Annotated in this window: 16 protein-coding genes; 9 read left to right on the top strand and 7 right to left on the bottom strand. The window is 42.1% G+C overall.

Going from position 1 to position 13,637, the window contains the following annotated elements; genetic code table 11:
* Positions 1-53: 53 nt before the first annotated feature.
* The 4 genes from QSH61_RS05585 to QSH61_RS05570 all read left to right on the top strand — a co-directional run bounded on the left by QSH61_RS05585 (position 54) and on the right by QSH61_RS05570 (position 4,108).
* A complete protein-coding gene (locus QSH61_RS05585; RefSeq protein ID WP_017217789.1) occupies positions 54-524 on the top strand; it encodes a globin family protein in 471 nt (156 codons plus the stop codon).
* A 148-nt stretch (positions 525-672) separates the two neighbouring features.
* On the top strand, positions 673-1,185 hold the full coding sequence (locus tag QSH61_RS05580; protein ID WP_010607867.1) for a hypothetical protein: 513 nt from the start codon (positions 673-675) through the stop codon (positions 1,183-1,185).
* Positions 1,186-1,244: 59 nt separating this feature from the next.
* Positions 1,245-2,549, top strand: a complete 1,305-nt coding sequence (locus QSH61_RS05575) for a DASH family cryptochrome (RefSeq protein ID WP_174170745.1) — start codon at positions 1,245-1,247, stop codon at positions 2,547-2,549.
* The gene (locus tag QSH61_RS05570) at positions 2,549-4,108 is read left to right on the top strand and encodes a cryptochrome/photolyase family protein (RefSeq protein ID WP_206472606.1); all 1,560 of its coding nucleotides are present in this window, start codon (positions 2,549-2,551) and stop codon (positions 4,106-4,108) included. The genes QSH61_RS05575 and QSH61_RS05570 overlap by 1 nt, the downstream gene beginning before the upstream one ends.
* 25 nt (positions 4,109-4,133) lie before the next feature.
* Here QSH61_RS05570 and QSH61_RS05565 read toward each other — a convergent pair whose 3' ends face one another.
* Together QSH61_RS05565 and QSH61_RS05560 are read right to left on the bottom strand one after the other, a co-directional pair.
* A complete protein-coding gene (locus tag QSH61_RS05565) occupies positions 4,134-4,532 on the bottom strand; it encodes a DUF3019 domain-containing protein (protein WP_010607864.1) in 399 nt (132 codons plus the stop codon).
* On the bottom strand, positions 4,522-5,337 hold the full coding sequence (locus tag QSH61_RS05560; protein WP_174170746.1) for a MipA/OmpV family protein: 816 nt from the start codon (positions 5,335-5,337) through the stop codon (positions 4,522-4,524). Before QSH61_RS05560 ends, QSH61_RS05565 begins: the two co-directional genes overlap by 11 nt.
* A 212-nt stretch (positions 5,338-5,549) precedes the next feature.
* Between QSH61_RS05560 and QSH61_RS05555 the strand changes: the two genes are divergently transcribed.
* From QSH61_RS05555 to QSH61_RS05545, 3 genes are read left to right on the top strand one after another with little or no spacing between them, the layout of a single operon-like run.
* The gene (locus QSH61_RS05555) at positions 5,550-6,560 is read left to right on the top strand and encodes a phospholipase C/P1 nuclease family protein (protein WP_010607862.1); all 1,011 of its coding nucleotides are present in this window, start codon (positions 5,550-5,552) and stop codon (positions 6,558-6,560) included.
* Positions 6,560-7,738 (top strand): peptidylprolyl isomerase, encoded by a 1,179-nt coding sequence (locus QSH61_RS05550; protein WP_206472608.1) that lies wholly within the window; start codon positions 6,560-6,562, stop codon positions 7,736-7,738. The genes QSH61_RS05555 and QSH61_RS05550 overlap by 1 nt, the downstream gene beginning before the upstream one ends.
* Positions 7,735-8,256, top strand: coding sequence for a hypothetical protein (locus QSH61_RS05545; RefSeq protein WP_206472610.1), 522 nt, complete (start codon positions 7,735-7,737; stop codon positions 8,254-8,256). The genes QSH61_RS05550 and QSH61_RS05545 overlap by 4 nt, the downstream gene beginning before the upstream one ends.
* Before the next feature lie 56 nt (positions 8,257-8,312).
* On the opposite strand, the gene QSH61_RS05540 is transcribed toward QSH61_RS05545, so the two are convergent.
* The 4 genes from QSH61_RS05540 to dapE all read right to left on the bottom strand — a co-directional run bounded on the left by QSH61_RS05540 (position 8,313) and on the right by dapE (position 11,353).
* Positions 8,313-8,981: a hypothetical protein gene (locus tag QSH61_RS05540; protein ID WP_206472612.1), complete on the bottom strand. Its 669-nt coding sequence runs from the start codon at positions 8,979-8,981 to the stop codon at positions 8,313-8,315.
* Positions 8,982-9,008: 27 nt separating this feature from the next.
* Positions 9,009-9,305 carry a hypothetical protein gene (locus QSH61_RS05535; protein ID WP_010607858.1) on the bottom strand — a complete coding sequence of 99 codons (297 nt, stop codon included), beginning with the start codon at positions 9,303-9,305 and terminating at the stop codon, positions 9,009-9,011.
* A gap of 263 nt (positions 9,306-9,568) precedes the next feature.
* The gene (locus QSH61_RS05530; protein WP_010607857.1) at positions 9,569-10,015 is read right to left on the bottom strand and encodes an Hsp20 family protein; all 447 of its coding nucleotides are present in this window, start codon (positions 10,013-10,015) and stop codon (positions 9,569-9,571) included.
* 156 nt (positions 10,016-10,171) lie between these two features.
* Complete coding sequence (gene dapE, locus QSH61_RS05525; RefSeq protein WP_010607856.1) at positions 10,172-11,353, bottom strand: succinyl-diaminopimelate desuccinylase; 1,182 nt, start codon at positions 11,351-11,353, stop codon at positions 10,172-10,174.
* 259 nt (positions 11,354-11,612) lie between these two features.
* On the opposite strand from dapE, the gene QSH61_RS05520 reads away from it, so the two are divergent.
* A complete protein-coding gene (locus QSH61_RS05520) occupies positions 11,613-12,263 on the top strand; it encodes an OmpW/AlkL family protein (RefSeq protein ID WP_010607855.1) in 651 nt (216 codons plus the stop codon).
* A 74-nt stretch (positions 12,264-12,337) separates the two neighbouring features.
* On the opposite strand, the gene QSH61_RS05515 is transcribed toward QSH61_RS05520, so the two are convergent.
* Positions 12,338-12,871, bottom strand: coding sequence for an acyl-CoA thioesterase (locus QSH61_RS05515; protein WP_174170749.1), 534 nt, complete (start codon positions 12,869-12,871; stop codon positions 12,338-12,340).
* Positions 12,872-13,070: 199 nt separating this feature from the next.
* Here QSH61_RS05515 and QSH61_RS05510 point away from each other — a divergent pair, with 199 nt between their 5' ends.
* Complete coding sequence (locus tag QSH61_RS05510) at positions 13,071-13,637, top strand: hypothetical protein (protein WP_206472614.1); 567 nt, start codon at positions 13,071-13,073, stop codon at positions 13,635-13,637.

Below are 13,637 nucleotides of genomic sequence, written 5' to 3'. Positions count from 1 at the left end.
GCTATTTGTTTTTGAGCAAAGGATCCGCTCTTCATCAGTTTGAAGAGGCGTCTATGAGCATTACTCCCTATCAATATCAACTTTTAACTCAAACGCTTGCGAGTATTCGTCCGAATTTCCATGGCTTTTGCACTTCTTGGTACAACCAAATTCAACATTACGATTTGCGCATGCAAATTCCAACAAATGTGGGACAACTCATAATCTGGGAGCATCAAATATTTGATTTTGTTCAAAATTGTGTGATGCGTATCCCACAGCAGTCAAACTTATTACATTATCTGCAAAAACAACGCGGTACGCTGTTATTTATGGGAACGTCAGAAAAAGATATCAGTGTCTTGTTGTTTACCTTTACAGCAACGCTGAAAAGTCATCTTGGCAGGCATTTTACCACAGCAGCAAAAAACGCTTGGAACAAAGCACTGTTACTCATCGAAAATATGCTGCGCTTTGAATTATTCAAAAAAACCAATATTGTTGGTCTACAAGAGTTCAAAAGAGCGCAGCAACAAGCAAACTAACTTGAGCTGCTAAACGAAGAGACAACGGTAGCCACTAAACATTACTCTAAGATCAAAGTCATGCAGAGCTTACAAAACCAAACTCTGCGTGACTTCTGGCTCTCAGCTCTTTAGACTTTCACAAAATCTTTATATAGGAAGTGATAAAATGCTAAGAGCGATTGCCTTTGCGTCTACTATGGTCGTTTCACTTACCGCATGCGATATGCTGGAAGACTCTAAAGCCCAAATCGAGGCACAATATTTATCTGAACATCAAGAACTACAACAAGTGGTTGAGCAGATCCGTGATAAAGGAATTGAGTCAGTGCAAGCATCAGCAGAGGCTGGCAGTGTTGCAGCTTGCGTTGCAAATAATCTAGATGCCGATCCGATGGGCGCGCTTATTGCGGTTGAAGGCGCATTGCAAGACAGTGCAAATTTAAGCGACCTACTCAACTCTATTTCTCGCCTAAGCCAACAGGAAATTTCCATCGAACAATTTCCTGATTTGCTTCAGCAAGGTGCTGATACAGTTAGATATTTAAGAACTTTGCTCGAGCAGTATGATTTGGCGGAACTAAAACAGCAAGCGAGCCACTTACTTGAGCAAGGCCAAACCAAAACACAAGACGTTGGTGCTCACTTGCGTACACTTATAGAATCTTGCCAAACTAACTGAGCAATTTAGTTGATCGTTACGTATAGAGTCTTATTCGTTCATGACTGTTAAGAATAAACGTGAAAGTAGGACTCTATTTATTTGAAAACGACTGCCGCCTTAGTGATAACCCCGCACTTACAAAGCTGGCGTCTCTAGTTGATACACTTATCTGCATTTATCTACCCACTGTAAACCTTTGGACGGCTCGCAAAGCGCAGTGCTCAACTTCTTTTGCTGTCGAATGTTATCGCAATCAGACGCTCAACGCCTTGCATCAATCACTAACGTCACAACAACAGAAGCTGTATATGCTACGTAACACAGCTCAGCTCAAAGCACTGACTGAGATTATTCATACACAGCAGGTAACTCATATTGGCCGCGCAGCTCATCCAGGATTCGATGAACAAAAGCTTTGGTTAAAATTACAAGATAACTTTCCTTACATTCAATACGTTAGCGCTTATTCTAGTACGCTGTTTGAACCAGATACACTACCACTCAAAATCAGTGAGCTGCCACCGAGCTTTACGCCATTTCGCAAAGCTGTAGAGGAAATTGAACCTAAATCACCTATTGCAACCGCTACGCTTCCACCAAGACCGAATCGGGTTTTAGATTTAGCTGAATTTAAAGCAAACTCTTCATACAATATCAAAGTAGCCGCAGGCGAAGCGCAAGCCCAGCAACAGCTACAACAATACTTCCAAACGGATGCGGCTTTCACATACAAAGAAACTCGAAACGCCTTGTTCGGTGATCATTTTTCCACTCGGTTTAGTCCAATACTTGCTTCTGGCGCTATCAGTCCTAGACAGATCAAGCAATCACTTACTCAATTTGAGGAGCAAAGAGGCGCAAATGAATCAACCTATTGGATTTGGTTTGAACTGTTGTGGCGTGAGTATTTTTATTGGTATGCGCTCAAACATCAACACACGCTATTTTGCTTTTCAGGCGTCAAAGCCAAAACACCAAAAACCAGTTTCTATCCAGAGCGCTTTTTAAAGTGGTGCCAAGGCCGAACACCCAGCGCACTGGTCAATGCCATTATGCACGAATTGACTAAAACTGGCTGGATTTCCAACAGAGCGAGACAAATAGCTGCGAGCTACTGTGTTAATGAGCTACAGCTAGATTGGCGCTACGGCGCCGCTTTTTTCGAGCAACATCTTATCGATTACGACGTCGCAGCGAACTGGGGTAATTGGCAGTATATCGCTGGTGTTGGAGCAGATCCTCGTGGCGGTCGCCATTTCAATATCACAAAGCAACAAGCACTATTTGACCCAGATGGTGAATATATAAAATTATGGCAAGGAGAAGCCACTCTACAACTCGACAGCCAAGATCATGTTGGTTGGCCTTTGGAGGATAACTAATGACACAACAAAAGCCTCAATATAAAGGCCTCAGATTAATTCTTGGCGACCAACTCAACGCCAAGCATAGTTGGTTTGCTGACGATAAAGCTGAGTACCTTTATCTGATTGCAGAACTCAAACAAGAGGCCGACTACACCAAACATCATATACAAAAAGTATGCGCATTCTTCAAAGCCATGGAAAATTTCGCCATCGCACTGAATAAGGTAGGCTTTCATGTGCTACATCTCACCCTCGATGAGACTCAGGACTATTCTGATCTCCCCGCTTTAATTGCTCATTTATGTGATAAATATCAAGTATCGAGCTTTGACTATCAACGACCTGATGAATATCGCTTACTGAAGCAAATGATGGAATTAACACTCGACCAGTTACAGGTTCGTTGCTATGACACTGAGCATTTTCTAGTCCCTTACGAAGAGTTGGATGATTATTTAACGCCAGGAAAACACACCACAATGGAGTTTTTTTATCGCAAGCTCAGGCGCCGTTTTAATGTATTAATGGACGACGGTGAACCGCTTGGCAAGCAATGGAATTTCGACAGTAAAAACCGTAATAAGCTCAAGTCAAAAGACATCGACGCTATCCCACAGCCGCTTTGTTTTGCCAACGATGTTAGTGACATTTTAAAGCGGATAAAACGGCATAAAGTGAAGACCATTGGTAACAGCGAAGAATCATTGCTGTGGCCGGCTAACCGTGCGCAAGCTCACGATCTTTTGGCCTTTTTCTGTGAACACCTATTGCCTTTATTCGGTCAATTTCAAGATGCAATGACCTGTAAAAGTGTCGATAAATGGACACTGTATCACTCACGACTCTCTTTTGCGTTGAATACAAAAATGCTTCACCCCAAACACGTTATCGATAGCGCGATAGCGGCTTACCAAGACAACTCACAAATTGATATTGCACAGATTGAGGGATTTGTTAGGCAAATATTGGGCTGGCGAGAGTATATCCGAGCCGTCTATTGGCTCAATATGCCGGACTACCGTCATAAAAATTACTTGCTTGCTCAGCGCAATTTGCCAGGCTATTTTTGGCATGGAAAAACGAAGATGCGCTGTTTAAGTGAAGCTATCAATCAAAGCCTTGATTATGCCTACGCTCACCACATTCAAAGATTAATGGTCACGGGAAACTTTTGTCTGCTAACCGGAATACACCCTGATCAAGTGGATGAATGGTATTTAGGTATATACATCGACGCCATTGAATGGGTCGAAATGCCAAACACCAGAGGCATGACACAATTTGCAGACCACGGCATAGTGGCAACCAAACCCTACTCCGCAAGTGGTAACTACATACAAAAAATGAGTGATTATTGTCAGCACTGCCACTACGACGTCAAGCAAAAATCAAGCAATGATGCATGTCCTCTTAACAGCCTATATTGGCATTTTATGCACCGCCATGAGGGTAAGTTTACCAATAACCACCGTATTGGTATGATCTATCGAAATTGGCAAAAACAAGATGAGAAAACACGGCAAGAGGTGCTCGCAAGGGCTCAGTGGTGTTTAGATAACATCGAGCAACTTTAGGCTACGCTCGCACGCAGCCTTCGGATCAAAAGAGGCGCCAACGCCTTTTTTTTGTTTTTACTTTGTGAACCCAATTCACCTCAATAGTGGTCACAGCTAGCACATCTCGAGACTGCTTTGAGATAAGCTCATAGCTCAAACTTTCATCCGAACTAAAGTCTAGCTCATATTTAAAGGTATCCGCTTTGGCCCAACACTGCAGGATCTTCTTCGATAAACTTTCTCGAATGCAGTAATCCCCTTCAGAAGGCGCATTCACCGTTACTTTGACATCCGCATAGCAAGTTCGCCCTTGGTTCAGGGCTACACACTTGCTCGGCACGGCATGAAGTATTCCCACTGGATTAGTTTCAGCAGCACGGAGTTGTTGGCTCAGTGAAATACTCCAAAACAGCACTGTCCATGTGATTAATTTAGAAAACATATTTCACCCCAGTAAAGAATACTCTGGCGTGACGAGAGCGAACTAAGGGGCTATCTAACGTATCTTGAGAACCAACTAACCACGATGCACCTGCGCTAAACACCCAATCCTCTGCAATTGGGTAATTAAGTTGCATTTGCATAAACGCAGAAGCTGAAGCACCAGGTTTATAGGGGGTTAAATAATCATTGACTTCGGATTCTAAAACACCATAAAAGTAATTATGAAAATTACTAGAGTAATAGTTAGCGCCAAAATTAAGCCATAAATCCCAGTTTCTCAGTTCAAAATTACGTGTCGCTTCGAGGTGAAAAACCCAACCGTTTGTTTCCCCAAAAACATCGTAAACAATCTCAGCAACAGCAAGAAATTCACCAACATGACGGTAATAGGAAAAGCCCAATGAATTATCTTGATCGCGTTTACGTATTCCTCTCAGTTCAGGCACGACATCATCAGTGTCATAGTAACCACGTTCAGAAAAAGGCAACATATAACTGCCATAGATAGCATCTATACCCCATTCTCCATTATTGATAATTTGGTAACCTATATCCGAGCCACCAAAAAAATCACCTGAATGGGTATTCAAGTAAAAGCTTTTATACTCTACCTTTGCATCGACTAAAAAAGTGCCATGTTTGAATGTCGAGTCCGTGCCAATTAAAGCAGGCATTGTCATATCAACGTAAAAGGCACCGACACTCAGCTGCCAAGCAAACTCGTCATCAAGTTCGTCACTTTGTTCTTCGCAAATTCCATAAAACGGTAACAATAAACTGATTATTATAAGTAGTTTTTTCATAGTTCCATTCGTTTAGCGCAGGTGTGCCTAAATTCTCCCCGAGATCATACCTGACCCATTTGTGACCAACAAGCATCTTCTTTGAATTTTAACACAATCAAAATTTAACTTTATTTTAATCAAAAATTCACATAAATTATTTTAAATAGCGCACTTCGTTTTTTAAGTAGAAAAATTGCGTTCACACAAATTAAAATTTATAGAGGCAACTCATGAAAAATTATTTACTTCCTATGGCCCTTTTAGTCGCAGCAGGGCAAAGCCACGCGTTTAGTCAAGAGACACATAAGCGCATCGTCATCGACGCCGTAAATTACATGGCACAGAATCCAACTACAACACAGTACGCAAAGTTACAAGCATATGCTCAAGCTAACGGCATGTCAGTTTCTCAACTAGCCAATTTGCTGGGCCAAGCTGCGTATGATGTTGATGATTTTGAGGATACATTCTTCTGTGGCGCCATTACGGGTGACTGTGTACAAGCACCGCTTTGGGGTGCAGCTGAAAGCATCGTGAAATACACCAGTTACTGGCACTTCCAAAACCATACTCAAGGTGCTGATACTCACGGCAATGACTTCGGTGGTTATAATTATCAGAAACTTACCGTATCAGGCTCTGTTGATTCAATGGCTGCCACTTGGCTGAAAGGCGATTACTTAGACGATGGTCATGGCGGCGAAACAGGTTGGTTTAGCGCTGATGATACTGAATATGATAGTTATGGGATCACAGAAAAACACTATCGTATCGATAGCCACTCAACGTATAGCATGTACGATGATTTTGAAGAAATGCCTTTTCAGCCAATTGATAACTTAGGCCAGTACTGGTATCAAAGCTATGTACAGAGCGGTAACCCACAGGTACTAGGCTTTGTTTTTCACACTACAGATTTACTTCAACCGCATCATACTTGGACAACATCAGATTTGAATCATGCAGGTTGGGAGTCTTGGGTGAAAGACTACTATGACCAAGAATCATTGAACGATTTTACCTTAGTAAAGCAAGCGATGAATAGTTTCAGCGCTGTTGATAGCAACTCAACAGATATTCGCCCATTACTAACACAAGGCGGTTCTTTCTCTTATTCACAAGGTGGTATCGTGTTAAATTCAGAGGATCATTACGATCGTGTAAATACAGGTAAGCAAGTGATCCCTCACGCAATAGCCATGGTCGTTCATTTGATAAATCATGCGATGGACGTTAGGTAATGCGTCTAGTTCTATTTTTCTTGGTAAGCAGCTTTTGCTTACCAAGTTTTGCCTCACCGAGCATACCTAAATCTCTGACGCATTTAGTTCATCAACTCTATCTTGAGCAAGGCCGAGAGTTATCAAAAAAGCAAACTACTGCGCAATTGCTTGAAAATCAATTCTTGCTATTCCAAGCAAAGCAACTTAATCCAAGTGTTTTAGAGCGCCAATCCAGAGTCGGTTTCAGCACCCAATATCATGTCGATAAGTTTCTCGCCAGCTCACTCCTTCATTGGTTTCCTGCACTTACTCGGCTTGAAAAGAAGCACTACCCTTTGGTATTTGATAAGGATCAGATGCTGTCTTTACTAGGACAGTACCCCGCTGACGGGCAATACACTGCTGAGCAATTACTCAAATGGCAACAGCTGCAACTAACAAAATCAGCGCCACTGACACTTGCTCAAGTATTACATAGCCAATCAATGCAAAACCGCTTTAAACTTCACCAAGGAGAACTCTCGTTATTGCAAGCTATTGTCAATCAACATCTCAATCAACAGGCGCTATTTACCGCCGCAAAACCTTATGTGGCAAAGCAAGGTCTGACAATAGAACAGTTACGACAAGTGGTAACCGCAGAACTATTGAGGCCGAGCATGCTGGCATTTCTTGGTGTTAAGGAAGAGATGCATGGTGCAACGAGCCAGTATGTCGATACCCTAAAAAGTGAAATTCCTGATAGTGCCATCGCGAAGTATTATGAGCGTCATAAGAAGAGGTTTAAATACGTCAAGCAAGTGAGTGCGAGCGCAGCGAAATTTCCCGAACAAAAAACCGCACAGCAATTTAACGAATATGCAAATGCACACTCATGGCAACAAGCCGTCGCTAAATATACCCCGATATTAATATGGCAGGCCCAACTCACTCCGCTGACCCGCCAAAGCACGCCGAAATGGGAAACACAGCTGGCGTTTAGTAATCAACAAGGCAAGATAACACCTAGTATTCGCACGCCAAGTGGCGAATGGCTGGTATTGTATAGCCAGTCACCGATATATGATTATTACGATGTGAAAAGTGAAACAGTACGCTACCAAGCACTGCGGGCACTGACCCAAGAGTTTGCTCAGCACAAATTCGAGCAAGATTATATGGCTTGGAAAGCGGCAAATAGCGGAGCGGTAATATGAAGTATTGGCAAGCATTGATTGTCATATTTCTTGGGGCTGTGATAGCTGGATTCACACTGCGTTTTGCCAACATAGGTTGGCAAAACCCCACATATAATCCCCCCTCGCAGACAAAGCCTGAGCAGGAGAAAAGAACTGAAACGTTAATTACGCCAATCAATACTTATGCTCCTATCAAACCAAATGCAAAGACCTCACCCAAAGCCGTTAAGCCAATCACGGAGCCTGAATATCTGCCGCCAATAAACCAAGCTGAAAAGCAGATGGATGATTTTCAGGGGGATTTGTCGGATACCGAAGCTTACCAAGCGTATTTGGATCAAAAAGACGCCAAGCTAAAGCAACAGTATATTGCGGCCGTCGATGGTAAAGTAGCGCAAATAGAAGCACTGCTAGCACGTGGAGTTAAAGAGGGATTACCACAACAACAACTACAAGAGGCAAGAGACAAAATAACGGCACTTAAAGACATGCAAAGTAAACTACGTACTGAATTGAGCGAACGTGATAGCAAATAAAATTAGGCCGTGGCTCCTCTTGCGTCTCCCATGCGCTCAGTCAAAGAATAAAACGATTAACGTACCTGCAGCTGAACCTTGCCGCTAGCCACATTAGGGTTTTTCATCACCGCATTGAGGACTACATCTTGTTGTCCTCCCTGATAATAACTAATAATTTCTTCTAGCACTTTTTTGGGAGTACTTGGATTCATGGCAAGTGCTAAGTGCGTAGCAAAGTCTCGTTTTAGACTCAAGTAAGTTAGCGTGTTTGGTGCCGTTGCGGGGTTTTGTGCAACCGCAAGCTCTATCACATCGCCACTTTCAGGCAGATAAGAAACCAACGCTTCAAGTTGCTGAGCTGAAGTGTGGCTGTCTTTGGCTTGATTTAACACCAAAACATGTTGATTCATGTGTAATAAGATATAAATCGCAATGCTGACAACACCTCCCCAAAGCAGTAAGTGTGTATATTTGATGCTAAGAACCAAGCCATCGACATGCATATCATGACGGGCAGCATGCATTTTCAAAAAGAAATAGCTAAAAATGGCACTAAATAGAAAAACCAAGAAGCTATAAATTAGCATCGCGTTTACGCCAATATCCTGCGAGAAGGGCGAAAATTGCACTTGGTGATGAAATTGTGCAGACATGTAAAACAACAAAGTATAAAATCCACCCGCGATGAGTAACGATAACCCACCTGATTTCAACAACAATATCAGCTTATCTTTTAATTCCATTCTTCATCTCAACGCAATATTTTTCTTCTACCATACAAGTAACTCGCTAAAAACACTACTTAGATAAAAACTAAACACAATGATCGAACCGTTAAACAAAGGTGCAATGAGAAAGTGCTGACTCGAATAACGATAGCCCGTCACTTTAAATCCAAGCGCAGTAGCCCCAAGTACAGCAAAGAATGGGGTAAATGTAAAAATCGCTTCTCCCACCACTAATCCAACAATGACGTCATGCAATGCGCCACTCACTATGAAAGTAAACCAATAGCCAAGTTTTTCCCCCACTTTCGCTGCGCATGGACGAAATACGAAGCGCGCCAAGTAATAACTCCAGATAGGATTCCAATACACCCAGAAACCATCGAAAGACCGAGCGCCGAAAGCCCGCCGAAACATGTTTCCTAGTGACTGACTATGACCCAGTGGTACACCATTTCGTCTTTTTACGTATTGTCTTAGTCCAAGTTTCATTTTCTGGGGGATAACGACTGAAGCATAACTTTACTAATAACAAATGCTTTGTATTTAGGCAAAAAAAAGCCGCCTGACGGCGGCGGGTTGGAAATCAATAAATTAGATTGATATTACTTGCTTTCAAGCAAGTTGCCCGAGCCAATTTCTATTTTTCTTGGCTTCAGTGCTTCTGGGATCTCGCGTTCAAGGTCAATAACCAGTAAGCCGTGCGCTAAGTCTGCACCTAATACTTTGACGTGATCGCCAAGTTGGAATTTGCGCTCGAACCCGCGCTCGGCGATCCCTTGATGAATAAATTTACGCTCGTTGGCTTCTTCAGTTGCTTGCTTTTGTCCCTTTACGGTCAACGTATTGTTTTCTGATTCCAGCGTTAGCTCTTGCTCGGTAAACCCTGCAACAGCCATGGTAATTTGGTACTTGTCTTTACCTAGCGCTTCGATGTTGTATGGTGGATAGCTAGGTTGTTTATCTGTTCTTGCAGCAGCATCCATCATAGAAGCTAAATGATCAAAACCGATAAATGAACGATATAATGGTGATAAATCTACTGTACGCATAATTTTGTATCCTCTTAAAGCTATACATAGGTGCTCACTCTTCAAAAAAGAACCAATAAGCACTTTTAAAACAAATAGTTATTTAATTCATGAGGCCCTGTCGGCGTCCTCATAAAGCTATTTATGGTCAGCAAATCTATTTTCAAGAAAATTCTTTTAAAAATTTTCAACTTTTTTAAAAAACCTATTTAAAACAGATAAGTATATTTTTTCTATCGCATGTAGATCGCTGAGGGATAGATGTTCATTCACTTGATGAATTGAATCATTCTTTACCCCACATTCGATCACTTGCGTTTTTCCGGTCGCAAAGAAGCGACCATCGGAGGTGCCGCCTGCAGTACTTAAGCTCGGATACTGCCCCGTTGTTTCCTGGATTGCTTGCTCTACCAGCGTTAAGAAACAGTTTTCTTGCCTCGCGCCGGTATAAAACGACTCACAAGGCCGCTCCCAACTGATCGCTAACATAGCACCGGATTTAGCCAGCGACTCTTGAATATAGTGCACAACTTCTTGGCTCTTATAGGCATGGCTGTAACGAATATTAAAGGTGATTTCACACTCTGCTGGTACTAAATTATCCACGATATTTGGAACTGTGATCCCAGTAACTTGCAGCGTGGTTTGCGATCCCGCTTCATCTTTCCACCAAGGTAAAAGCGCGAGTTGACTAACCAACTGGCCTGCGATGTGAGCTGCATTAACCGTTTGTTCTGGATAAGCCACATGCCCCGTTCTTCCTTTAACCTGAATACGCCCAGAAATCGCACCGCGACGACCATTTTTAACCGTATCTCCCACTACTTGATGTGAAGTCGGTTCACCTACCAAACAAGCATCTAGCTCGATGCCATTTTCAGCTAATCGCTCTGCAATCAATTTGGAACCAAACTCCGCTTCACCTTCCTCGTCAGAAGTGAGTAACCAGTAAAAGCTTCCTCGTAATTTTTCACGATGCTGTAGTAATGTTTTGGTTGCAGCAAGCATTGCCGCAACGCCACCTTTCATATCTGCAGCACCACGTCCATACATCACGCCATCAATAATCTGCGCACTAAATGGCGGCACAATCCAGCCTTTATTATTTGCAGGCACGACATCCACATGACCAGAAAAAGCAAAAGTTGGTCCCAAAGAGAAACGATAACTTGCAATCAAGTTTTTTACTCCCTGCACCTCAAACTGCTCAATAGTAAAACCCAGCGCGGCGAGTTGCTCTGACATAAAAGCGATAGTGCCTGCATCACACGGTGTAACCGAAGGCGCTTGGATCAAATGCGTTAATATCTCGGTTGCGTGAGACGCGCTAAGATTTTGATTCTGTGTTGCTAATGACATAACTGAGAATGACTTGTAGGTGAAATCTAGCAATTATTTAAAGATGAAACTTTGACCACAGCATTGCAGTTTTAATGCAAATTAATGACATCGAGAAAACTTAATCTAAATCAAACTTTCAAAAATTTCTGAAATCTTACAATTTAAAAATTGATCTAGAACAGTTTTTCATTTTTTGAACCCTTTTAAGATGGCTTCATTGAAAACACACACTGTTTCACAGTTTAAAAATGTCCTCACATAGGGTTAGGAGAAGAAAATGAAAACTTTAAGCGCTGCACTTTTATCTACTCTGCTAGTTGCTGCTCCCTTCGCACACGCAAATTTCAGTGTTAATGTTGGTGCTATTAATGTAAACCCTGACAACACGGCTTCTGCCATTGATCAAGATAACTCGCTAGGCTTAGTCGCTGATTCAAACACCCAGCTTGGTATCACTCTTGATTACCACTACAGCGATAACATCGTATTTGAGCTAGTTGCGGCAACACCATTTTCTCACACCGTAGACGGTGCTGGTGGCTTAGCAGGGGCGGAAATCGCTGACATCAAACACTTGCCACCAACGCTACTTGCGCAGTATCACTTCTTTGATGCAAGCGCTAAGTTCCGCCCATTTATCGGCGCGGGTCTAAACTACACAGTATTCTTCGATGAAGAGCCAAGTGCTGCACTAAAAGCAACACTAAAGACTAACGATGTAGAAGTTGATTTGGATAGTTCTTTTGGTATCGCACTACAAGTCGGCTTTAACTACGACTTAAATGAAAAATGGGGTCTACATGGTATGATCTCTAAAATGGATATCAATACCGATGCAACAGTGTACGCAAACGGCGTAAAAGCATTAACTTCAGACGTAGAGCTTGACCCAATTGTGGCCATGTTCGGTGTGAAATATAAGTTCTAATACCTAAATGGTTTAAATCACAGATTTACTGTTACTTTCTCAATCCCCAAGGCCACAGATGTGGCCTTTATAGTTTATAGATTACTGTTTTTCTTTGCCTCTAACATGGCTTTCCAATGCATAATCTCAGGAGATAAAATAGGTGCTTCACCGTTAAACCCAGCTACTTCGAGCATTTCTTCGACCGCAACCACCCCACCCTTACGCTTGAATACCCCACGCACATAAGCAATTGCATGCAGCCCACGCTCTGAATGAAAACGCTGTTCAATGTAAAAGTATTTATGATCCCATCCCACCACCTTAGTGGTAATGGTAAATTTTTGCAGCGGCTTGATATCGCGAATATAGGTAATCGCTGTAGCGTTAACAATTGGGAACCAGCGGCGTTTCATCACAGCTGCAAATAACCCAACTCGCTCTGTCATCCAAGTACGCGCTAAATCCATAAATGCGAGATATCGTGAGTTGGTCAAGTGCATATTAATATCGCAATCGCTTGGCAGGGCGCGATACTCAATATCTATCGGAGACAAAATGGAATCTGCTGTTTGTTTATTCTGTCTTATTCTCCAAAACAACAGCAGTAAACGAAAATATAAATTCATAACAATGGTCTTACCAGTTAATAATTTTTCGATTCTAGCATAGCAATTCATATTCTAAAGTGATTATTTTGCTACGCTTACGTCTATAACTGATACATTACTTTGCCCTTAGTTGCAGTAATGCAGTCGGTAAACTAGATTAATAACCTGAGCTTCAAAAAATGAACGCCTTTCTAGCATGACCAAAAAAGCCTATAAAATGAGCTTAAAAACAATGAGTTCGGTTACTACATACGCGAACCTCAAATTAAGTAAAATAACTGAAGTGAAGTCGATGAAAAAATTATCCCTTGTTACCTGTTCCACCTTATTTGCCTTTTCCAGTATGTGCTACGCAGACTTTGACTTTAAAGGGGAAGGCACACTAACCTACCCAACCGGTGTAGAGAAAGCGTTTGAGTTTGGTTTTGCTTGGAACAAACAGACTGAACAGTTTCGCATCGGTGCAAATTATTATGATATGTCTGAACTACCAGAGTCTTACTCAGTTGCCATTACACTGAGTAAAGACGATACCCGCGTGTGGATCCAAGAATTCAATCAAGGTTTTATTTCTGAATTTAAGTGGCAAATTGCAGATCATCAAATCTCTCTTGTGAAAAAAGAGTTTAGCGACTCTGTAAAGGGTAATTACGTCTTGACGGTAAATGGGATAGATTACTTCTTTGCGCGAGATAACGTGAGCATCACACTCTCTTTTGAAGAAGATGGCGTTAAGAATATTAAGGTAGATGGCGTGACAAAAGACATGGGAACTAAATCATAA

Origin of the sequence: Pseudoalteromonas sp. JC3 (genome assembly GCF_030291895.1) — a bacterium.
In the GTDB taxonomy this organism is placed as follows: domain Bacteria; phylum Pseudomonadota; class Gammaproteobacteria; order Enterobacterales; family Alteromonadaceae; genus Pseudoalteromonas.
This window is presented reverse-complemented; position numbering and strand designations above follow the sequence as displayed.